This window comes from Helicobacter cetorum MIT 99-5656 (assembly GCF_000259275.1).
Lineage (GTDB): Bacteria > Campylobacterota > Campylobacteria > Campylobacterales > Helicobacteraceae > Helicobacter > Helicobacter cetorum.
Genome location: NC_017735.1, coordinates 1,407,717 through 1,430,889 on the forward strand (window position 1 = coordinate 1,407,717; position 23,173 = coordinate 1,430,889).

A 23,173-nucleotide genomic window follows, 5' to 3' on the forward strand; every position below is an offset into this window, starting at 1 on the left:
AAATAAATTAAGCTTGTGCTTGAATTGCACTAATTAATACGGTGTTAATAATATCTTCTACTAAACAGCCCCGACTCAAATCATTAATGGGCTTATTCAAACCTTGTAGAACCGGACCTATGGCAATGGCTTTGGCACTTCTTTGAACCGCTTTATAGCCGATATTTCCGGCATTTAAATCAGGGAAAATAAAGACATTTGCTTGACCTGCTACTTTACTATGTGGCATTTTTTGCTGTGCAACGCTTAAGTCAATAGAAGCATCAAATTGCAAAGGACCATCAATTTCAAGGCTTGTGTCTGAATCTTTAGCAAGTTGCGTCGCTTCTTTGATTTTATCCACCATTTCGCCCTTACCAGAACTGCCTGTAGAATAAGAAAGCATAGCCACTTTAGGCGTGATACCAAATTGCTTAGCAGTTTGAGCTGAAGTCATAGCAATTTCAGCTAATTCTTTAGGGCTAGGATTAGGATTAATCGCACAATCTCCAAAGACTAGCACCTGAGTGTCTAAACACATCAAAAACACGCTTGAAACCAAACTCACATTAGGCTTAGTTTTAATGATTTGAAGAGCCGGTCTAATGGTATCAGCGGTGGTGTGAATCGCTCCAGAAACCATGGCATCTGCATAGCCTAAATGCACGAGCATGGTCGCAAAATAAGTCTTATCTAGCACTAATTTTTGAGCTTCTTCAACACTTAAGCCTTTTGATTTTCTCAATTCATACAAGCACTTCGCAAACTCATCTTTGTAGTTAGAAGTGCTTGGGTCTATGATTTCTACTCCTTCTAAATTGAGATTCAATGCTTTAGCTTGTTTAAAAATGCTTTCTTCATTGCCTAAAAGAACGAGTTTTACCGCTTTGAGCTGGTTTAAATGATGCGTTGCTTTTAGCACCCTTTCATCTTCGCTCTCTGGTAAAACCACTTTTTTAACTTGCTCTTTAGCTCTCAAAACAAGGGCATTTTGAAAAGCTAATGGGGTTGTAATCATGCTTTTTACTTGCAATAAATCTTGGATAACGCCCGCTTCTAACTCGCATCGCTCTTTACAAATAGACGCACTCAAAAAGCTTGGTTTTTTGGGCATTTCGCCTACTAATAGCCCTAGAGCAAAAGGGGCTTCTTTTTTGACTACGCTAGAATGCATCGCTTTTAGGCGTTGTGTATTACTCTCGGCAATAGCCACAATGGGAGCGTTTAAATGCTTAGCTAAAGTTGTATTTAAATCCAAAATAGCGTTTAAGAAAAATTTAGGCACATACCCCAAGCAAACTACAAAATCATGCGTAGCTTGTAATTCATGATAGCGTTTTAAAATGCTTTCAAACAGCAACTCTTCCTTAGAATCGCTTACAAGCTCTAAAGCTTTTTCTTTATCTATAGCACTATAAATATTAAGACTTAATTTTTCGCATTTTCCATTAATGGGCGAAAATAGAGCGATTTTTTGATAGCGTGGTTCTAACGCCTTTAAAAGGGTTTTACAAGCAATCTCCAAAGTCTCTATACTCTCTGGGTAAATCCATAAACTTCGCATTCAAAATCTCCGTAATCGTTTTTGTGAATTGTAGCAAAATTTAATAAAACTCACATGAAAGCATGGTTTTAAAAATTTATTTTTCATAAAAACCTTTATTATGGAACTCTTTTTGCTTTATCCTTGTTTGAATCAAAGTTTAAAGAGTTGTTTTATAAGGATACAGAACATGCCATCTCAAATCAATCCCATTCAAACCCCTATTAACACGCCAAAGAGTGAAACTAACAACGCCCCAAAAAACCCTAGCTCTACAAAAGATTTTAACAAACTCTTAAAACAAACTATCTCTAAGAACGACCCAAAAAATAAGGCAAATAAAGCTCAAACCACCCCTAAGGAACTTCCTAATCATAGCACTTTAAAAGATACCCCTAAAACCCAACATTCTGTATCCAAAAAAATCCCTACCCACAAAGAAATTCCCCAAGATAAAGAAGCCCCCACCCTAAAGGACTTACTCAAGCATACAGAAAACCATGATGAAGCCAAGCCAAAACATCATGAAGAGAATCTCTCTCCCATGATTTTACCCAATAAAAGCGTTCAAACCCCTACCAGTAATCCTATGAAAACCCCACTTACCCCCCCCACTGATAAAAAAGAGTCAAAAACCCTTAAAGATGTTCAAACCCTTGCTAAAAAACATGACCTAAATATAAGCCATATCAAAACGACCACCCATCAAACTTCTAGCAAAGAAACCCCAACAAAAGGCTCAAAGCACTTAAGCACCAACGAGCAACTTTCTCTAAAAACAACCCCTAAGCAAGCCCTAGAAACTCCAAGCCCTACAACCACAAATCTCTCTAGCGTTTTGCAATCCTTAGAAACAAAAGATTTAAGCTTAAAGGACAAATCCATAAGCTCTAAAAAACCTGTTGCTTCCTTAGAAAAAGCAAACTTACCTAGCGATGAAAAGCCTAAAAAAATGCCCCCCTTAAATGAAAGCTTACAAACTCATGCAATTAAAAGGGCTAAAAAACCTAAAGTGGCTAAGAAAAAGAAACCAGAAAAAACCCCTAGCCTTCAAAAAAACCAAGTCCAAACCACAATAAACGCCCCAAAAGAAACCCCTAGAATGCCCCCCTTAACGCCATTAACGCCTATGCTTATGGGGCTTAACACTCATGGTGTTGATTTTAAAACCCCCTTAGAAAAAGAAGAAAAAACTCCCCCTATTGATACCAAAGAAAGCATTAAAGAAAACACCAAAGAATCTAGTATGATTCAAAACACCCAAAACGCACCTACAAGCGACAATAAGGGCATTACTCCCAAAGAGACGATTAAGCACTTCTCCCAGCAATTAAAACAAGAAATCCAAGAATACAAACCCCCCATGACTAAAATCTCTATGGACTTATTCCCTAAAGAATTAGGCAAACTTGAAGTTACCATTCAAAAAGTGGGTAAGAATCTTAAAGTGAGCGTTATTTCCAATCATCACAGCTTGCAGACCTTCTTAGACAACCAACAAGAGCTTAAGAATAGTTTGAGTGCTTTAGGTTTTGAAGGGGTGGATTTAAGCTTTTCGCAAAATCATTCTAAAGAGCAACACAGCCACAAAGAACAAGAGCTAACCCCCCTAAAAGAAAGTGCTTTAAAACGCTATCAAGAAAACACTAATGATGATTTTAACCAGCCAACAACTAGCCTAGAAATCACTCTTTATGCGTGATTTTAAGCAAGATTACTTTATAATGGATTATCCCAAACTAAGGAAGAGAACATGGCCATTGATTTAGCAGAAGTTACCGGAGCCAAAGCTGCACAAGAGAGAAAAAAAGAACAGCCTAAAATTGCTAATGGACTAGACAAAGACGCTTTTATGAAATTGTTCCTAGAGCAATTAAAAAATCAAGACCCAACAGCCCCTATGGAAACAGATAAAATCATCACACAAACCGCACAACTCACGCAAGTTGAAATGCAAGAAGAAAATAAAAAGACTATGCAAGAAGTTGCAAGTGCGATGAAATCTAGCAAAGAAACCAACGAATCTTTAAAGGATTTTCAAAGCTCTTTAAAAGACACTATGGAAAATCTTAATAAGGGCATGGACGATAGCCTAAAGGCTAATAACTCTTTAAGAGAAGTTACTGCACTTAATTCTGTTAGCATGATAGGAAAGATTGCAGAAACTGATGTGAGCGGAGCGAATTTTGATGGCAAGAACAAGCTCGCTTTTTCGCTTTTCTTTGATGAAAGCATTGACACTTCTAAAGGCACGCCTACTATTCAAATTCTCAATGAGAGTAATGAGCTAGTCAAAACCCTTTCTTTAAAAGATTATAATGGTAAAAAGGGCTATGTCAATTTTGAATGGGATGGCACGAATGAAAAAGGAGAGAAAGTCCCTGAAGGCAGCTATAAAATCAGGGCTGAATACAACCTAGACTCTCAAAGCAAACAATATTTACAAACTCGTATCGGTAGGGGCGAAGTAGAGAGTGTACTCTTTAATCAAGGCAAACCCATGCTAAGAATGGGCGAAATGATTCTGCCCATAGATAGTGCAATAGAGTTTTACAAGCCTGAAAATCAAAAACCACACAAAGAGCAAGCATGAATGACACCCTTTTAAACGCATACAGCGGAATCAAAACCCATCAATTTGGCATTGATAGTCTCTCTAATAATATCGCTAATATTAACACCCTAGGCTATCGCTCTAATGAGCCTGAATTTAAGAGCTTGTTCTCTTCGCATTTAGACGCCTTGAATGCTAAATCAGTTATGGCAAATGATAGGAATTATGGCGTTACAGGAGCGGGTAATGCCCTTTTGAGTAAAGATGGCGAATACATGCCTAGTGAAGGGGATTTTCATATGGCTTATCAAGGTAAGGGCTGGTTTGTTATAGGGCCTAATAAAAACGGCACACTCACTATCAATAAAGATGGATATGAAAAAAAACAGGATAATTTTCTCACACGCTCCGGAAATTTCGTGCGAGATGCTGATGGCTATTTAGTAACCCCTGAAGGCTATTATGTCTATGGCGTGGATTTGCATAAAATTAAAGACGGCACCCTTAATGCCACCCCTAGAGATGAAGATATTGAAAAATTACACAGCAACACCCTATCGCCCTTGAAAATTCCTCAAGATTTGACCTACCAGCCTGTGCTTAGCACTAAAGTAGATATTAGTGTGAATTTGAATCCTAAAGACCATGTCAAGGGGGCTCAAGAGTTCTTTTTAGACGATAAAGGTGCGATTATAGAAAAGCGTTTTTTAAACCAAGACATCAACGCCCTAGCTAATGATGACAACGAACCACTAGACGCCATAACACACCGCAAACTAAACATTAGCGTTCAAAAAGATGGTAAAAAAGAAGATTTTACTTTCACTTATGGGGATTCTGAAAAAGGAGAGAATCAATTCAAAACTTTGGGCGATTTGAAAAAGCTTCTCAAAGAAAAAACCGGGCTTGATTTAAACCTCATCAAAAGTGAAGATGATGTGAAAAAGCCCCCCCTTTTATTAGAAATCGCTAATCCCAGCGATAACCCTGTCATTTTTAGCTTGAGTGGGGGCATTGCGGATAAATTAGGCTTGAGTGCTAATGAAATGGAACTAAAAAAGGGTATTGCAAGAGATTCTGTAGCCATTAGGATTCCTTACTACAGCACTTCAGCAGATATTTATGATGAAGCAGGTAATAAATACCTACTCCAAAGCGAATACTTTATGACTAACTCTAATGACCCCGCATCAAGCCCTACAAGCACGAGGAAAAATCAAACATGGCAAGTTAAAAGCTACATCGTAGATAGCAGAGAAAAAGACCCTATCAATGAGCCTATATGGGAAATTATTGGCTTTGACTCTGAAACGCATAAGATGAAAGCCACGCCCATTACTTTGGATTTTAAAGGCAATAAGCTTACCTATTCACTAGACAAGAGCGAAAGTCATGTTTCTAGCGATTTATCTTATCAAGAATCTAAGCTTTTAGAAGTGAGTCAAGATGGCAAACCTAAAGGCATTTTCAGAGACATGCGTATTGAAGAAAATGGCATTATCTCACTATCTTTTAGTAATGGTGCAGTAGAACCAGTCGCTCGTATAGGCATTTTAGCTTTCACTAATGACCAAGGGCTAAGAAAGGTAGGTGGGAATGTCTATGAAATGGAAGAAGGCACCATCAATGGGCAAAACAGACCTTTAAGCGGTAATCCTATTTTAGGGTGGGATGAAGAGGGCAAGCTGAAATTTGGAAAAATCAGACATAAATATTTAGAAACAAGTAATGTGAATGCTGGAAATGCCTTAACGAATCTAATCTTAATGCAAAGGGGCTATTCTATGAATGCCAAAGCCTTTAGCACCGGCGATGATATGATTAAGGAAGCCATTAGTCTGAAAAAATAGTAAGCATGTTAAAATATCCTTTAGCTCTGTTAAAACAAACCATTGTTTTTTATTCGTTATTTCACTATACTATTTCTATAAAACCCCTTTCAAATAAGGACTTTTAAAGTGTCTAATCATACAAATGAATTAGAGATTATCAAACAGCTCTTTAACAATTTAGCAGAAACTGATAAAAAGGCTTTTTTAAAGACTATTAAAGATAAAGAAAAAAACCACAATCAAAACACCTATTCAAAAAGAAATCAAAGAATATCCACATTGTAAATCTACTAAGTTTGTAAAAAATGGCATTAATTACAACAAGCAAAGATTTATGTGTAAAGATTGCAAAAAGACTTTTACGCTAACTAATAATACTATTCTTTTTAGCACTAAAAAAGACATTAAGGTATGGAAAAAATTCATTCATTGCATGAGCGGTTCAACCATTTTTAAAAATCTTACACCAAGATTACAATTACTCAAAGGATATGCTACAAGCACACCCACAATATCGTGTTAAATCTTGTCCATCAGATACAAAAGGTTTTCCTATAGATATTGCTGTATTTGAAGAAGAAAATGGCAATAAACAACTAAAAATAGTTGTAGAATGCAAAAAGAAAGACCGTAAAGAAAACTTTGAAGTTCATTATTGGTTTAATGCAAAATATTTGCATTATTGATACTGATAGGGATACTATCGCTGATGCTTTTGAAGTTTTTATTGGATATTCTTTAAAGGGTAGTCAAGGGCAATTTTTTACACCAAAAAATATTGTCAAAATGATGGTTGAGATTGTTAATCCTAATAGGCGACACATTATTATTGACCCATCTTGTGGGAGTTGTGGGTTTTTAGTAGAAGCCCTAAAACATATTTTGAAACAAATTGAAATAAGTGTTAAAAATCCTAAATCTCAATGGTAAGAACAAAAAGAAGTGAGTATAAAAAATATAAGAGGTATAGAAAAAGATAGTTTTTTGACTAAAGTGGGTAAGTCATATATGGCGATTTTAGGCGATGGTAAAGGGGGAATTTTTTGTGAAGATAGTTTGGAGCAACCTAGTATTTGGAAATCTCAAACGCAACAACACATTCATTTGGAAAGTTTTGATGTTGCTTTTTCTAACCCACCTTTTGGAAAAGAAATTAGGGTTATAGGAAGAGAAAAATTAGCTCAATACTCTCTTAATGGAGCTAAACAAGAGAGTAGTATTTCTACTTTATTTTTAGAACGAAATATGCAATTATTAAAAGATAATGGCGTGTTAGCCATTATATTGCCAGAGACTTATTTCCATGCAAAGAAGCACAAAATTTGTGAGAGATTTTATTTATCAGCATAATATTTTGTGGGTTATTGATATTTCTCATAATACTTTTAGACCCTATAATAACGCTAAATGCATTGTTCTTATCATTCAAAAAAAAACGCTCAACAAAATGAATTTATCCATATGGCAGTCGCTGAATACATAGGGCATGACCATAATGGCAGACTTATCTATGATAAACAAGGTAATATTAAAGATGAGACCATCAATATTCTAAATGAAATTAAAGATAAAAATCTTGAAAAGAAATACACCTTTGAAATAGAGGCTAAACAGGTTGTAGAAAGAGATATTTTAATTCCTAGATACTATTCTTAAGTCAAAAGAACAAGACATTATAAAACAAGCCTTACAAGAAGACTTAGAGCTTGTTGAATTAAAAACGCTTATTGATAAAAAAGCGATTGTATTCTTTGATGGTAATGGCTCACCAAAAGCAGAGTTTAAGGGAATGGGTGAAATTCCTTACATTAGAGTAAAAGATATTGTTAATTGGCAAATCTACAAAGACCCTACGGCATTAATTCCCGAAAGTGAATATATGCGTCTTTTCAAGTCAAGTAAGGCATTAAGAGAAAATGATATTTTATTTGTTCGTAGAGGAAGCTATCGTATAGGTAGTGTGGCGATGGTTTCGCCTTTTGATTTAAAGTGTATCTTAACTAGAGAAATCTTAGTATTAAGAACCACCAAAAATAGTCCTATCACACCTTTTTACTTGCTTTATGCTCTTTCGCATAAATATACCTATGAGCAAGAGGTTAATAAGATTTTTATGGATACTACTTTGCCAAATATTGCAAATAGATGGCAAGAAATTGCTATTCCTATTCATAAAGATGCTAATAAACAACATGAAATTTCTGAAAAAATAAAGAAAATTATCCAAAATCAGTGGAATGCTCTAAAAGAAATCAACCATTTAAAAGAAGAACAAGGAATTTGTTATACTTAAGTAAGAGATAAGTAATTTTATAAGCAAACTTTTTGTTTTTTCTTTTATCAACACTTCATAGATACAGAACCTTCTGATGTTTTGCACGCACTTTCAAAATACCCACAATGTATAAAACCTACAATGCACACACCACAAGCTTATTAGCATGCCAAATGGCTTCTAGGGGTGTGTTATAGAGTGAGCTTAGAGTTTTTGAAGTCATAGCGATTTGAGTTTTAGCCTGCAAGAAAAGTTTTTTGTCTTTTAGCATAATCACATCACTAGAATACCGAGCCACTAAATTAGGGTCATGGATATTCATTAAAACGCTTAATTCTCTTTTTTTCATTTCATCTTGAATCGCATTAAAAAACAGGGCTTGATTTCTCAAATCTAAAGCGCTTGTAGGCTCATCTAGTAGCAATAAGGGCGTTTTTTGCAACAAGCTTCTGGCTAAAAGCACCATTTGTCTTTGGCCGCCAGACAAATCATTAATGCCTTGGTCTTTTAAAAACTCCAAATTCAAGCGTTCTAAAATGCTTGTCGCTTCCTTAATATGCTTAGCTTTAGGAGTGGCAAACAAACTCAAATGCGTCGCCTTTCCCATAAGAACAAAATCTAACACATTAAAATTAAACGCATAATGTTCCACTTGCGGAATATAAGCAATTAATTTGGCCTTTTCATGAGGTCTTAGGGGTAAAATATCTTTGTTGCAGGCCTTAATTTCAGTCTTTTCTAAAGGCTTTAAAAGCCCTAAAAGGCATTTTAAAAGCGTGGTTTTACCCGAGCCATTAGGCGCTAGAATGCTTGTAATGCTGTTTTTTGGCACACTAAAACTGAGCTTATCCAAGATTAGTTTTTGTGGGTATTTAAAAGAAAGGTTTTTAACTTCTAAAACCATTAAATCCCCCTAGTTTTAAACAAGAGCCATAAGAAAAAGGGGGCTCCTAAAACACTTGTGGTAATGCCTACTGGTAAATCATAGGGCGTAATCATCTTAGCCACTACATCAGCTAGTAGCAAGAAAAACGCCCCCATAAGCAACGAACCCATAAGCAATTTTTGTAAATTCGCCCCAAAAAAGAGCCGTGCAACATGCGGCACTACCAAACCAATCCAGCCAATCGTGCCAGACACACTCACACTCATTGCACTTGCGATACTCACACACGCTAAGCACAGGGTGCGTAAAAGCACAGGATTAATGCCTAAGCTCAAACTTTGTGCATCGCTCAAACTCAACAAATTGATACGCCACCTTAACAAAAAAAGCGGTATGAACCCTACAGCCAGTCCTATTAAAGCTACTAAGCAATCCTTATAACTAGATAAAGATAAACTTCCTAAAAGCCATACCACAATCGCTTGAGCTTTTTGGGGGAGCACAAAGAACTTTATCGCCCCTGCTAACGCTCCTAAAAACGCGCTTAGCACCACCCCTGATAGCACAAGCGAAAGGGCTGAATTACCCAAAACCCTATTGAGTGCTAAAATGGCTAGACTCGCTAAAATCGCCCCTAAAAACGCCAAAATCGCAATATTAGATTCAAAAATAGCAATCGCTAGTGCCACCCCTAGCATAGCCCCACTAGAAATGCCTAACAAAAAGGGGTCAACAAGCGGGTTTCTAAAAATCGTTTGCATAATAACCCCACTCCCAGACAAACTAGCCCCTACTAAAAGTGCTAAAAGCACTCTGGGTAAGCGAATTTCTAAAATAATAATACTCAAAGAGCTCAGCTCCTCGCCATGCAAAAAATGATTTTTGGTGTTTTGAAACACTTCTAGCCATTCATTAAAGCTTAATAGTTCCCCTCCAAAGAGCAAGACTAAAACGCTTAAGATTAAGCAAAACAAGGCTAAATGGTAAGTTTTGAGTGTTTTATTCATGCTTTTTTCCTAAGAATAATGAGCCTAGAGAAATAATCGCACCAGCTACTAGGCAAAACTTTATATAAGACTAACCATAACTTCGTTTTCAAGCCAATGAGATAGCGGGCTTTGATTTTTGGCTTTGCATTAAGAGCGACAATTTTTTGAGCCACCAACTTAGTGCTAAAGGCTTGTTGATACACGCGGGCATAAAATATTCTAGTCGCATGCAAATCATGCGCATAAAAGCTGTTTTCACGCTCAAATTGCTTGATAGAAAAGGCGGTGTTTTCCCAATTGCTTCTCACAGCTCCAGGCTCTATCAAACACACTTGAACCTTAAAGGGCATAAGCTCCATGCGTAGCACATCACTATAGGCTTCTAGGGCATGCTTACTTGCATTGTAATAGCCCAAAAAAAGCATGCTCATACGCCCCGCCACAGAAGAAAGGTTGAAAATCTTAGAATAAGGCTTGTTTTTCAACAAGGGCAAACTCCATTGAATCACTTCACAAAGGGCAAAAAAATTCACATCAAATTGTCTTTTAGCGTCTTTAATAGGAATCTCTTCTAAGCTTCCAAACAGCCCATAACCAGCTGAATTGATTAAGACATCACAATGATTTTCCTTAGCTTGAATGAGTGCAAACACTTCTTTCAAAGCCATAGAATCGCTCACATCAATATCTATACTCTCGCACAAAGCATGGTTTAATGCTACACACAAACTCGCACGCCTAGATAACGCATAGACTTTATACCCTTGCTCTAGCAATAATAACGCACACTCTAACCCAATACCCGAACTTGCCCCTGTAATAATAGCGACTTTTTGATTTTCTTCTCTATCCTGCATGACCAAATTTCTTTTATACAAAAATTCTCTTATTGCATATTAATTCTTCCAATATTCACTCAATATTACTTAATTTTTACTAATATATAGGCTTTGAAATGTTTTTCAGAGAAACATTTTTGAAAAGATTTGAATTAAGGAGTTTACATGCCCCATATACAAGCCTCTCAATTGAATAATTTTGATTGCACTTTAGACACCGCTGACCCCACAAAATTGATGATGAGCTATCTTGTTGTGCCGACTATGGCAAATTTTAGCAATGTCATGCATGGGGGCGAATTGCTGAATTTGTTAGATAAAGTCGCTTATGTGTGTTCAGCTCGCTATTGCGGTAAAGGAACGGTAACTCTAAGTGTAGATGGCGTAACCTTTAAATACCCCATTCCTGTAGGGAATTTAGTCACTTTCTTAGCTAGCATCAATTATGTGGGTAACACTTCTTGTGAAGTAGGCATTAAGGTTTTGAGTGAAGATTTTAAAACCCATGTGGTAACCCACACCAATTCATGCTACTTCACTATGGTGGCCGTAGAAAATGGCAAGCCTACCCCAATGCCCAAATACGAACCCAAAACAGATATTGAAATCCGCCGTTATGAGGGGGCTTTAAAGCGTAAAGAAATGCGTATGCATGGCTACTTAAAGAGCGGAAAAGCAAAGCTTTGAATGAAGTAAAAATCTTTTAAAGATTTTTACCCACCCCTTTCTGCCCCCCTACCAATTTAAGAAGTGGAGCTTTAAAACTCGTAGTTGATAAAGCAAGTTACAGAGCGGCCAGGTCCAGGCTGTCTACCTGTAGGGCTAGTGCCAATACCCCTAAAATAGTATTTCATGTTGAAAATATTATTCACTTGCAAGCTTGCGGTGATTTTATGGCGGTCATTTTGCCACAATACTTGACTTAGTTGGATATTCCACACCCAATACCATGGCAGCATGCCCACATTATTGCATTGATAGTTAATGCCCCATAAGGGTTGAATCCATCCGCACACTTGCTTAGATTGTGTGCTATTTAGCATGCTACTATAAGAGCGGCTATAAAAGAAGCTTGATAACCCAATGGTAGTGTTTTTATAATTGTAGCGTGCGTCAAAAATAAATTGGTTAGGGCTTACATAAGGAAATCTCTTACCCTTAATATTAAAAGTATCGTATTGTCCGTCATAAGAAGAATTGACAATACCTACAAAGAAAGGGTTACTATCGCCATTATTAGTGATTATCGCATCCGCATAAGTGTAAGCCGCATGGAGTTGTAAGCCCCTAACTGGCACATAATAAGCTTCTAATTCTACCCCTTGACTTCTGCCATCAATTGGCACTGAAGTATAGCCCCCTGAATTATAATCTTTTGCAAAAGTCAAAAAGTAGTTTGCATTAAAACTTAGCTTATCCTTGTAGCTATAGCGTTGTCCCACTTCAATTTCATTGAAATGTTGTGTGTAAAATTGCTCATAAAATCCGTTGTAAAAAGCCGCCATTCCTTGTTGTGGGGGAATGAAACTGCGCTGATAATTGAAATAGAGCAACCACCCTTCAAGTGGCTTATAGGCGATATTGACTGCGGGGTTCCATTCATTTTGTTGTTTAGGATAATCCCTGTAAATAAAGTCATCTTGCTCGTTCATATCTAGCATATTGTAAGTGTAGTTAGGGTTGAGCATTTTAATTTTGTAATGGTAATTCAAAAAAGTGTATCTAAGTCCCGGAGTGATTACAATCTTGCCGTCTAAAATATCAATTTTATCGCTCAAATACACCGCTGTAAAATTATTATTCAAGCGTTGATCAGGGAAAAAGGCGTAGTTTTCTTGATACCCTGTCTGAGAACAATCGCTTGTGTTATACCCCAAGTCCCCATCTGCTTCTAATTGCTGCACGCTTCTATTACCCACCACAACACCATCTTTGAGCGTAACGCCACTATTTTCTAAATCTTGTAAACTTTCATGAAAAATCCTACCTTTAATGGGGGTGAATCCGCCTTTACAAATGGTTGTATTTCTCAAAGCGGGTGGAAAATACAAATCAGAAGCAAAAAACCTTAAGCCCGCTATAAAAGTTTGCTTAACATTACCTGTCTTAACATTCAAATGCAATTTAGGCTCAAAGGCGTTAAACACAAACCTTCTAGGATGGTGAAACACCGCATAGCCATTGTATTTTTCATCAGTATAAACAAGCCCGTCATTAGGGTTACTATTGACATTTAAAAAATTGGTGTCAAATTCAAAATCCCTACTCATATCTTGAGTGTAGTAGGTAAAAGTGAAATCGCCATTGACCTTTTCACTGGTGCCAAAATAATTTTGATATACAATACCAAAACGCTTTGAACGCCCGCTTTTAATATTATTGGGGCGGTCGTTTTGAAAGCGGTTTTGATTATAAGCTTCTATACTCAAACTTCCTGGGTCAGCAAAATAAAAATCATAGTATTGGTAATAGGCTTTAAAACTATTATTATCATTAACTTTCCAAAGACCTTCTAACATAAAATTACGATTATTGATAGGGCTACTATCTCTAAAACCTTGCCCTTTGAGTAAATCCATTTGCATTTGAACCCCAAAATGCTTGTTTATCATACCGCCACTCTTCAAATAAGTGTCATAAAGCATGTTATTACCCAAGCTTTTAATGGGGTTCTTAGCGTTTTTGTTAAAAAATCCGCCATTTCTAGCCTTCCCCCAAAAAGTAGTTCTTTCAGCCACTTCATTAACCCAAGTTTTTGGAATTTCTTTGGTGATAATATCAATAACGCCCCCAAAAGTATTAGGCCCATATTGAACGCTTGCTCCCCCCTTCACAATATCAATCCTATCCACATTCAAAAAATTTAAGGGTATAATGGGTAATCTAATCGCTGAATAGGGGTCAGCATAAATAGGAATGCCATTGATTAAAATATTTCCTGTATCACTATGCCCTGCAGCCCCAGCTCCAAACCCCCTCACACTAATAGAAGGCTCTGAGCCTGTGCCATTGACATTTCTAATCTGAAGTCCGGGGGCATTTTGCAAAGACTCTTCAATGCTCTGATTAGCCCCTTGAGTGATTTGCTTATTAGAAATCACCGTCCTACTTCCTGCAAAATTCTTAACGCTTGGACTTTGCCAATTCTTAGGGGCATCAATACCGCCATATTCTCTGGAGTCAATATTCTTATTAACCCCCAAAGCCTTCACTTTGCTTAGAGTGTAAGATTTTTTATCGCTTTTTGCATCTAGCACAACCACGCCAAGCAATGCCAACAACAACCAATTTCTATATTTCATGCAAAAACTCCTATATAATGATAACTACAATTACTATACAGACAAAATACAAGGCGTAGTGTAGGGTTAATAAAATTAAAAGTCAATATTAAATTGTAAAAATATAATCATTTTTACAAGAAATAACAGCTTTGAGAGCAAGAATACTTAAAAAAGCTTCAAAACAAACTAGAAAAAAGAGAGAAAATTTAATTGTTATTTATCCAAGTGGTGCCAGCTAACTGAATGTCTAGAAAAAGTCCCAAAAGACAGCTTTGAATGCCTAAAATGCCTCTCATTGACAAAGTTATACAAAAAATCTGAACCCACCCTAAGTAACCACATTTGAAGCAGAGTTAAAAAGACTGGATTTTATGCAAGTATAGTTATAGTCCAAGAAGCCATAATACCTCAAACCCCATCATCTATCATCACCAAAAAATTGTTTGTAGCCCATTTGGATACCAAAGCCATTCATCACGCCATTACTGTTCAAAGGTTTCTCAAGACTCGCATTGTTGCGTGGCATTGATATGTTATCTCACATTATCTCCCTTTGGAAAGTTGGGGTCAGTAGTCGTATAGACGACATTAGATAAAGATAATTTACTAACAAGAATACCTTGAAGGGCTTGCAAACTCGCTTTATTCTGTTCTACATTGACAAATATCATTAGCTAGTTTGATATTCTTAGTGGCAGTATTGCCATAGTATTCAGCCGTCGTATACAAAGCAACAAAAACTAGTTCCGTTAAATTCTGCTTGTAAACTTCCTACTAACTTTTGATTCTAAACCGATACATTTTCCTATTATGCCCCACATCGCCATAATCGTTCTAATAACATCAGAGACGGCGTTATTTAATATGAATAATTGCGAATTATGTTAAAAAATATCATTAAAAGTCAATACAAATCAAATTAGAACAAGAAATCACAAAAAAATATTATTTTAAATAAAAAGCTTTTAAGAAGTATTTTTTAAAATCACTAAAGCATGAAAAGAAATCAAGGCATTGATAAAGGTATTTTTAGCTATCAATATTTAAGGCGTCTTAAACGCTCAATAAGAGTTTAACTTAACCCTTATAATTCATGCACTTGAGAATAGAATAATTTGATAGAAGCAAACTGATTTCGTAAGGCTTGACTTAATGCGAGTGTCATTTCATCGCTTAAAAAAAGCTTGAATTTAGCGTAGTCTTTACGCCCACTCACTTGCTCTTTTTCACTCAAAAGTAAACTAGAAGTGGCGTATTTATAGCATTCCATGTAGAAAAAGTCATCAAAACCCTTTTCAAACAAATAATCTATTAAGGCGTCTTTAAGACGCAAATCAATATAGATTTCTAAAGCACACATGCTAAATCCCTTTCAAACGATTTTAATGCTCGCTTAATTTCAACTTTTTAGCTACAAGCATAAACATAGGCGGCAATAAGAGTAAAGTTAAAGCACTTGAAGTTACTAAGCCCCCAAGCACGACAATCGCTAGAGGCTTTTGGACTTCTGAGCCTACACTATGTGAAAACAATAATGGAATCAATCCTAAACCAGCGATACAAGCGGTCATCAAAACCGGTCTCAAACGCCTTTTTGCCCCCTGTAAAACGCACTCTTCTATGCTCTTGCCTTGTGATAGAAGCTCTTTGAAATAACCTATCATCACCACGCCATTTAAAACTGCAATCCCAAAAAGAGCGATAAAGCCCACGCTCGCTGGCACTGAAATATACTCCCCTACTAGAAATAATGCAATCAATCCGCCGGTCACTGCAAAAGGAATGTTTAAGAGAATGAGTAAGGCTAAAGGAATGCTTTTAAAAGTGAAAAAGAGAATGAAAAAAATCGCTAATATGCTTAAAGGAATCACAGTTGAAAGCCTTGCATTAGCTCGTTGCTGGTTTTCAAACTGCCCCCCATAAGTGATGTAGTAACTAGAAGGCAAGCTAATATTTTTACTAATCACCTTTTTAGCTTCTTCTACAAAGGAATTTAAATCTCGCCCTACCACATTACTACGCACCACACTCATACGCCTTGAATTTTCACGCACAATAGAAACAGGGCCATCCACTTCTTTGATTTCAGCAATGGAAGTAATAGGCACCGCAACGCCGTATTTTGAAGTGAGAGCTAGGCTTTTAATCTTAGTGATAGAGCTTGCAAAATCACTCTCTTGGCGAATCATTACAGGGGTGCGTGAAATTCCTGTAGGAATCACATCTACAATCAAGCCTTCTAAAGCGGATTTTAAAAACCTTGAAAACTCATCACTTGCAATCCCTACATTTGCCATAGCCTCTTTATCTGGGGTTACATACAGGTAGTTTACGCCTTCATTAAGAGTGGTTAACACTTCATTAGAGCCTTTAATCCCTTTTAAAAGCTGTGCAATTTGAAAGCTCAATTCATTAAGTTTGGTAATATCATCTCCAAAAATTTTAATCGCTAAATCCCCCCTAACTCCTGTTAGCATTTCAGAAATTCTCATTTCAATGGGTTGGGTGAAAGAAAAATTGATCCCCTTAAAACCTTCTAAGGAATCCATAATTTTTTGTAATAATGCTTCTTTGGATTTAACCGACCACTCTTTTTTAGGAATAAAGGATATAAAAGTGTCGCTTTGATTCAAACCGCCTAAATCAAGCCCTATTTCATCGCTTCCGGTGCGTGCGACTATGGTTTTGACTTCTTTAACATTATTCCTGATAGCGTTTTCAATTTTTAGCATAAGCTCCTTAGACTGCTCCAAAGAAATAGAAGGGGTAGTTTCTACGCTCAAAACCACATCGCCTTCATCTAAATTTGGCATGAAAGTCTTACCTACAAAAGGAAATAATGAAAGACTAGCCACTAAGAATATAAACGCTGCGATAATCACCTTTTTAGGATTATAGACAAAAAATTCTAGCAAAGGGGCATAGACTTTATTTAAAAATCGGGTTAAAAAGGTCTCGCTATGGGGCGTGGCTTTTAACACAATAGAACTCATGACAGGAATAATGGTAATGGATAAAATTAAAGTGCCTAACAGAGCATAAACAATACTCTCAGCTAAAGGTTTAAACATCTTCCCTTCTAAGCCTTGTAAGGTTAAAATCGGCACAAAAAACACGATAATAATCACCACCCCACTCACCACTGAAACTGCAATTTCTTTGCATGAGCGATAAATGGCATGCAATTTGGTAGTAGTGGTATTACTGCTTAACTTTTCAAAAGCGTTTTCTACCACTACCACCGCAGAGTCAATCAGCATGCCTATGGCAATAATTAGCCCCCCCAAGCTCATTAGATTTAAAGTCAAATCATTAAGTTTGATAAGGATAAACGCTACGGACAAGCTTAAGGGCAAAATCACCCCTACTGCAACACTGGCTCGTAAATTCCCTAAGAATAAAAAGAGTGTGATAATGATTAAAACAATGGCTTCTATAAGCGTTTTAGAAACGGTTGCAATGGCTTTTTGCGTAAATTCTGAGCGGTCATAAAACACATTGATAGACACATCATTAGGTAGAAGGGGTTTTAATTCTTCTAATTTTTGACGCACCTGAGTGATAATCTTTTTAGAATTAGCCCCTTTTAAAGAAAGCACCAAGCCTTCTGTGGTCTCGCCTATGCCATCTTTAGTTACAAAACCTAATCGGGTGCGAGACTGACTGACCACTCTAGCAAAGTCCTTGATGTGTAAATGCCCCAAATTCGTAGAAATGGTGATTCTGCCGATGTCTTCTAAAGAAAGTGATGCGGTTTGGATTTTGACTAAAAAAGTCTCGCCATCTCTATCCACACGCCCTGCTCCGCTATTTCTCAAATTCGCTTTTAGAACTTCTTCTAAATCAGAAATGCTTACGCCAAGTCTTGCCATATCATTAAAATCTGGCACAATCACAAACGCCCTACTAAAACCCCCGATAGAATTGACATCAGCCACGCCACTAATCATTCGTAACTGCGGACGGATAACAAAATCTAAAAGCTGGCGTTTTTCTATCTCAGTAATATCCCCATCAATAGTGAACATAAACATGTCTGATAAGGGCGTAACAATAGGTGCCATGCCCCCTTCAACGCCTACGGGCAAATCTTTCATCACACTAAGAAGGCGTTCATTAACAATATTTCTAGCTAGATAAATATCTACACTATCATCAAAGTCTATGGTGATATCTGAAATAGAATACTTAGAGATACTTCTTAGAGATTTTTGCCCCTTCAACCCTAGAAGCTCTAACTCCAAAGGCCGCACAATGTTATTTTCCATTTCTTCAGGGCTTGAGCCTGGAAGCTTTAAAATGATTTTTACTTGAGTGGGCGAAATATCAGGAAAAGCGTCCACTGGCGTGTTGATAAAACTATAAGTTCCAAAAAATAAAGTTAGAATCGCACAGACAATGACAATCACTCGCTGGCGTAAGGAAAATTCAATAATGGAAGCTAACATCAATCTTCCCCTAAGTGGTTTATCATGCCCTTTAACCCGATTAACGCCCCCATAGCGACACTATCAGTGGGCTGTAAATTCTTACTACTCACCACAAAAATCTTGTTGCGTTCTTCTAAGACTTCAACCGCTACAGGTTTAAAACCCTTAAGAGTTCTAATAAACACTAGGTAATCCTTACCATTTCTAATCAAAGCTTTTGAAGGAACTAATACAGAATCCTTAGGTTGTGAGCCTTGAATATACACTTCTACCATTTCGCCCACATGATAGCTCTTCTCACTGATAAGAGCTGTTGCTAAAATGGTGTTAGAACTCCTATCTAAAACGACTGAAACGCTTTGAATTTCGCCTATCCACATGCCATCACTGCTATAAATCAAAGAATCATGTTTGACGTATTTAGACACATCTACCGGTAATTTAATGCGTGCAATCAAGTTGTTGCTCTTAGAAATACGCACATAACTGGTGAAAGCTAAAATTTTTTCACCCGCATTCTTAGGGGCAACGGATAATAAACCACTATCTCTTGCAACAATTCTAAAACCATAATTGCCTTTAGGCTTTTTGGGGTCTATGCCAAAGCCTTTAAAAGTGCTTTCCAATTGCTCTACTTTGAGTCTCATTTCTTGACTGATTAAGTAGCTGGTTTGGTATTCTCTTTTAGAAATAACTCCCGCTTTATATAGCTCTAAATCTTTATTAGTGATGTCCGTAGCGATATTTAACTTATTTTGGTTGTTTTGTAATTCAAAATACAAATTGCTTAAATCAATGGAGCTGACTTCACAAATCACATCGCCCACTCTCACACGCTCACCTTCTCTTTTATAAACAGCTACTACTGAAGCATCAAAACTCAAACTTTGAACCACAGAGCTTTTGCTGTCAAAATCAATGTAAGCGTTAAAAGGAAGTCCTTTGCTAAAAATCTCTCTGTCTAGTCTAACGACTTGCAAATCCATTCGCTTGAGTTGTTGCTCGTTTAGAATAATTTCTTGATAATCTTTTGCCCCTAGAAAAACACTCATAAGAATGAGCCACAATAATGTTTTATTCAATGCAAATCTCCTAATCTCGTCAAACTCTCCCCTAAAGTCTCTTCTAAAAGAGCAGTAATATCAATGTATTCAATTTTGGCTTGAGCTAGGGCAATGAGAGCGTCCATGTAAGAATTTTGATAAATCAAGTATTCAAAAAGCCCGATTTTTTGGGCTTCATAAGCAATGCGTCCCATCTCCATTAAACGCTTTTTATTTGCAATGGCTTCTTTTTGAACTTCAATGTATGCTTCTTTGGTTTTGAGCTGGTTTAAATAGGAGTTGGCATTGATTCTAATGTTTCTTTTCATCACTTCATTTTGTGCGAGCGCTCCGCTTTGTAAATCCAAAAATTTTCGCTTTTGGTAGATATTTTTTGGGGTTACTGGTAAAGGAATACGCACTTCCATAGAAAAGTTTGTAGAAGAGTTATAGCTCTCAGCCCCAAGCCCAAACTCAAAGCTATTAAACACATCTCTACTGGCTAATTTAGCATTGACCCCATAATCCTTAGCCGTTAAATCCAAAATATCCACATACAAAGAGCGGTTTAATTTGTGCTTTAAAGATTGTGCTTCTAAACGCACATATTCAAAATCTAAGCCTATTACCTTTACATCATGCAAGTGGTTTAAATGGGTGTCAAAATGAGCGTCTTGTTTTACTGGCTCTACAATCGCCAGCATGGTATCTAGCATTTTTTCTAAATTTATCAGTCTGGTTTCAATGTTTGTCTTAGCTAATTTGGATTCTAAATACGAATTGTTGAAGTTAATATAATCCTTTTCGCTCATGCTACCGGCTTTAACTTTTTCTTTAGCGATTTTGAGTTGCGAAAAAAAGTTAGCTTCTCGTTGCACATACACTTGATATTTTTCCTTAGTCATTACATAAGTCAAGTATAGGCGTTTAGCACCGATAAAGGCTAGATTTTTGCTTAGAGTATAGCTTTTATCATATTGAATGGTTTTGATAGAAAGGCTTTTAGACAACAAAGTGCTAACCCATGGAAGTTTTGGCTTAATCACTAAAACGGTTCTAGGCTGTGCTTCTATAATGCCCTGAAAGTTCTTCACCATAGAAGTTTCATTATCAATATAAGGAAAATCCCAAGAATTTACAGAATGTTGCTCATTCAATCGGCTCTTAAAATCAGCCTTTTTAGCGATTAACTCCATGGAGTTAGTTTCTACTTCTTTAAAAAATTCCTTTAGGGTAAACACCTTAGCGTCAAGCACCCCTATAAAGAGAACTAAGAAAAAAACCTTGTGCTTCAAAAAGCGTTTGAATAAATTAAATCGCAATTTCTTTAATATCCCCAATTTCTAAGAAACCCTTATAGATATGCAATAAGAAATTCTTACGATTTTCTTGAATTTCTTTATCCTTATCCATAACAAGCACATTTTTAAAATACTCTTCTAAAGGCTCATACAAACCAAAATAAGCTTCTATTTTGCTATCTAAATCCTTGAAGTCGCTAGACTTTAATACATCATGCGCCTTAAAAAGGGCATGCTCTTCTAACTCTTTAAAAAGATTTTTTGAAAAATCGCTAGGCTCATTGAGATTTCTATCTTTATTAATGTTAGCTAGGCGTTTGAAAGCACTAAAAAGCAATTCTTTCTTTTGAGCGTTCTTTGGGTTATCTAAAAAGCGTTTCAAGGCTTTGACTTTTTGAATGATTTTCACCACATCTCGCTCATTTGCATTAAGCACGCTTCTAATGATTGAAGGGTTACACTCTATTAGATTAGCAAATCGTTCTAGCAAAAACTTCTCTAACATCTCCAAATCAAAGCTTCTATAAACACCCACTTTCTGTAGTATATTTTCTAAATCTACTTTTAAATCAAAATCTAATTCATAGTGAGAAATAATTTTTAATAGCCCTAATCCCATACGCCTTAACGCAAAAGGGTCTTTAGAGCCACTAGGAATTTTACCCATACTAAAAAGGGCGAACAAGCTATCTATCTTAAGGCTTAAAGAAACTATCGCACTAAAGACATTAGAGGGTAAGGGAGCGTTTTCACTTGTGGGTAAATATTGCTCTTTGATACTCAAAGCAACGAGCTTGTCTTCATTTTGGGCTAAAGCGTAGTAATAGCCCATAATCCCTTGAAGCTCTGTAAATTCATACACCACTTCAGTCAGTAAATCCGCCTTAGCGATTTTAATGGCTCTAAGAATGAGTTCAAGGGCTTTTTCTGAAGGCATGTTTAAATGTGAAGAATATTTTTGTGTCAGATATTTAGCAATAATTAACTCACGCTCCACTTTATCTTTTAAAGTTCCTAAGCCTTGCACAAAGACAACATTCTCTAAAGGAGCGTTATCTAAGGGCTTTTTCAAATCATTTTCATAAAAGAAAACTGCATCACTTAAACGAGCTTTTAAAACCTTTTGATTGCCTAGAATGATTTTTTGCTTATCTTTGCCAATGGCGTTACTCACCACAATAAAGCCGTTGTGTAGTAGCTTGCTGTCTTTATTAAAGGTAGCAAAATAGCGTTGGTTTTCTTTCATAGAAGTGATAATAATTTCACTGGGTAATTTCAAAAATTCCTTGTCAAACTCCCCAAAAAGTGCTGTGGGGTATTCCGTAATCGCTATGACTTCTTTGAGTAAGTCTGTATCAATCTCTACGACAATATTGTGCTTTTTTTCTAGCTCTTTAATCTCTTGTAGGATTTTAGTTTCACGCTTTTTTGGGTCTAAAATAACATGGTGTTTTTCTAAAGTCTCAAAATATTCTTTAGGGCTACCAACCTTAATGTATTCAAAACTCTCTTGTCTATGCACTTGTGTGGCTTGCTGAATTTTGGCACAATAAACCCTATTGATATTTTCACTATACCACTCATTCCATCTTTCCCAATCTTTAAAAAGCATTCTTTTCTCAAGCAACACACAAATATTATGAATAGGTCTAATAAAGCCTTTTTCTACACTAGCCCAACGCATAGATTTTCCAAAATTCAAACTCTCTAAAAACTCCATAATAATAGGCATAATTAAAAATTCTGTCGTAGGCATTGCTCCAGCAAACTTAACATGATAAAGCACTTCTTTATTATTCTTGAAAGCTGTTTGGAAGTTTTTATTATCTTTTAATTCTAAGCCTAATTTCTTATAAAACCCTAAACCCACCGCATTCAAACCTTGTGTTTTATCCTTATTGTTACAAGCAATTTCAATGGGTGCTCCAAAAAACTCTTCTTTAGTCTCTTTGGTTGAAAGGGGAAAATCTTTGATAGATAAACACAAACGCCTAGGGGTGTAAAAAATCTCTATATTTTCTACTTCCAGAGCGTATTTTTGAAAAAGGGTTTGGAGCTTTTTAGGCATTTCTTTATATTCATTCAGCAATGCTTGTGCGGGTAATTCTTCGGTTAAAATCTCTACTAATAATTCATCTGAACTCAAAATCTAAATTCTCCCTAAAAAACAAAACTCATCTATTCATCTATAAGACCAAGCTAAATTTATGCTAGAATT

17 protein-coding genes and 4 pseudogenes are annotated in these 23,173 nt (G+C 36.4%); 9 read left to right on the top strand and 12 right to left on the bottom strand.

Annotated features, from left to right (window positions below; translation table 11 throughout):
* Positions 1-7: 7 nt before the first annotated feature.
* Positions 8-1,543 (bottom strand): phosphate acetyltransferase, encoded by a 1,536-nt coding sequence (pta, locus tag HCD_RS06640; RefSeq protein WP_014659806.1) that lies wholly within the window; start codon positions 1,541-1,543, stop codon positions 8-10.
* Between the two features lie 169 nt (positions 1,544-1,712).
* Here pta and fliK point away from each other — a divergent pair, with 169 nt between their 5' ends.
* From fliK to HCD_RS09595, 8 genes and pseudogenes are all read left to right on the top strand, one after another.
* Positions 1,713-3,224, top strand: a complete 1,512-nt coding sequence (gene fliK / locus HCD_RS06645) for a flagellar hook-length control protein FliK (protein WP_014659807.1) — start codon at positions 1,713-1,715, stop codon at positions 3,222-3,224.
* A 51-nt stretch (positions 3,225-3,275) separates the two neighbouring features.
* Positions 3,276-4,112 (top strand): annotated as a pseudogene (gene flgD, locus HCD_RS06650) (flagellar hook assembly protein FlgD); the annotation flags it as partial.
* The gene (locus tag HCD_RS06655) at positions 4,112-5,926 is read left to right on the top strand and encodes a flagellar hook protein FlgE (protein WP_014659809.1); all 1,815 of its coding nucleotides are present in this window, start codon (positions 4,112-4,114) and stop codon (positions 5,924-5,926) included. The pseudogene flgD and the gene HCD_RS06655, both read left to right, overlap by 1 nt.
* A 108-nt stretch (positions 5,927-6,034) precedes the next feature.
* Positions 6,035-6,344: pseudogene (locus HCD_RS09140) on the top strand (transposase); the annotation flags it as partial.
* Positions 6,345-6,399: 55 nt separating this feature from the next.
* Positions 6,400-6,594 carry a hypothetical protein gene (locus HCD_RS09580; RefSeq protein ID WP_041594836.1) on the top strand — a complete coding sequence of 65 codons (195 nt, stop codon included), beginning with the start codon at positions 6,400-6,402 and terminating at the stop codon, positions 6,592-6,594.
* A pseudogene (locus tag HCD_RS09585) lies at positions 6,572-7,258 on the top strand (HsdM family class I SAM-dependent methyltransferase). The gene HCD_RS09580 and the pseudogene HCD_RS09585 overlap by 23 nt, the downstream one beginning before the upstream one ends.
* A 57-nt stretch (positions 7,259-7,315) precedes the next feature.
* A complete protein-coding gene (locus tag HCD_RS09590) occupies positions 7,316-7,564 on the top strand; it encodes a hypothetical protein (RefSeq protein ID WP_014659810.1) in 249 nt (82 codons plus the stop codon).
* Between the two features lie 133 nt (positions 7,565-7,697).
* Complete coding sequence (locus HCD_RS09595) at positions 7,698-8,201, top strand: restriction endonuclease subunit S domain-containing protein (protein WP_014659811.1); 504 nt, start codon at positions 7,698-7,700, stop codon at positions 8,199-8,201.
* Positions 8,202-8,319: 118 nt separating this feature from the next.
* Here HCD_RS09595 and HCD_RS06690 read toward each other — a convergent pair whose 3' ends face one another.
* Genes HCD_RS06690 through HCD_RS06700 form a run of 3 tightly spaced genes read right to left on the bottom strand, consistent with a single transcriptional unit; the run spans position 8,320 to position 10,915 of the window.
* Entirely contained in the window at positions 8,320-9,087 is a 768-nt protein-coding gene (locus tag HCD_RS06690) for an ABC transporter ATP-binding protein (RefSeq protein ID WP_014659812.1), read from the bottom strand.
* Positions 9,087-10,076, bottom strand: a complete 990-nt coding sequence (locus HCD_RS06695; protein ID WP_014659813.1) for a FecCD family ABC transporter permease — start codon at positions 10,074-10,076, stop codon at positions 9,087-9,089. The genes HCD_RS06690 and HCD_RS06695 overlap by 1 nt, the downstream gene beginning before the upstream one ends.
* Positions 10,073-10,915: an SDR family oxidoreductase gene (locus tag HCD_RS06700; RefSeq protein WP_014659814.1), complete on the bottom strand. Its 843-nt coding sequence runs from the start codon at positions 10,913-10,915 to the stop codon at positions 10,073-10,075. The genes HCD_RS06695 and HCD_RS06700 overlap by 4 nt, the downstream gene beginning before the upstream one ends.
* A 147-nt stretch (positions 10,916-11,062) precedes the next feature.
* On the opposite strand from HCD_RS06700, the gene HCD_RS06705 reads away from it, so the two are divergent.
* A complete protein-coding gene (locus HCD_RS06705) occupies positions 11,063-11,584 on the top strand; it encodes an acyl-CoA thioesterase (protein WP_014659815.1) in 522 nt (173 codons plus the stop codon).
* A 71-nt stretch (positions 11,585-11,655) separates the two neighbouring features.
* On the opposite strand, the gene HCD_RS06710 is transcribed toward HCD_RS06705, so the two are convergent.
* The 8 genes and pseudogenes from HCD_RS06710 to glyS form a co-directional block, all read right to left on the bottom strand.
* Complete coding sequence (locus HCD_RS06710) at positions 11,656-14,181, bottom strand: TonB-dependent receptor family protein (RefSeq protein WP_411269457.1); 2,526 nt, start codon at positions 14,179-14,181, stop codon at positions 11,656-11,658.
* Between the two features lie 212 nt (positions 14,182-14,393).
* Positions 14,394-14,668, bottom strand: a pseudogene (locus HCD_RS09600) (outer membrane beta-barrel protein); the annotation flags it as partial.
* A 46-nt stretch (positions 14,669-14,714) separates the two neighbouring features.
* Positions 14,715-14,852: a hypothetical protein gene (locus HCD_RS09355; RefSeq protein WP_158308560.1), complete on the bottom strand. Its 138-nt coding sequence runs from the start codon at positions 14,850-14,852 to the stop codon at positions 14,715-14,717.
* Positions 14,853-15,265: 413 nt separating this feature from the next.
* Positions 15,266-15,541: a DUF3240 family protein gene (locus HCD_RS06715; RefSeq protein WP_014659817.1), complete on the bottom strand. Its 276-nt coding sequence runs from the start codon at positions 15,539-15,541 to the stop codon at positions 15,266-15,268.
* 22 nt (positions 15,542-15,563) lie between these two features.
* A complete protein-coding gene (locus tag HCD_RS06720) occupies positions 15,564-18,629 on the bottom strand; it encodes an efflux RND transporter permease subunit (protein ID WP_014659818.1) in 3,066 nt (1,021 codons plus the stop codon).
* The gene (locus HCD_RS06725) at positions 18,629-19,663 is read right to left on the bottom strand and encodes an efflux RND transporter periplasmic adaptor subunit (protein ID WP_411269458.1); all 1,035 of its coding nucleotides are present in this window, start codon (positions 19,661-19,663) and stop codon (positions 18,629-18,631) included. The genes HCD_RS06720 and HCD_RS06725 overlap by 1 nt, the downstream gene beginning before the upstream one ends.
* A 26-nt stretch (positions 19,664-19,689) precedes the next feature.
* A complete protein-coding gene (locus HCD_RS06730; RefSeq protein ID WP_041594839.1) occupies positions 19,690-20,994 on the bottom strand; it encodes a TolC family protein in 1,305 nt (434 codons plus the stop codon).
* Positions 20,966-23,101, bottom strand: coding sequence for a glycine--tRNA ligase subunit beta (glyS, locus tag HCD_RS06735; protein ID WP_014659821.1), 2,136 nt, complete (start codon positions 23,099-23,101; stop codon positions 20,966-20,968). The genes HCD_RS06730 and glyS overlap by 29 nt, the downstream gene beginning before the upstream one ends.
* Positions 23,102-23,173: the final 72 nt, after the last annotated feature.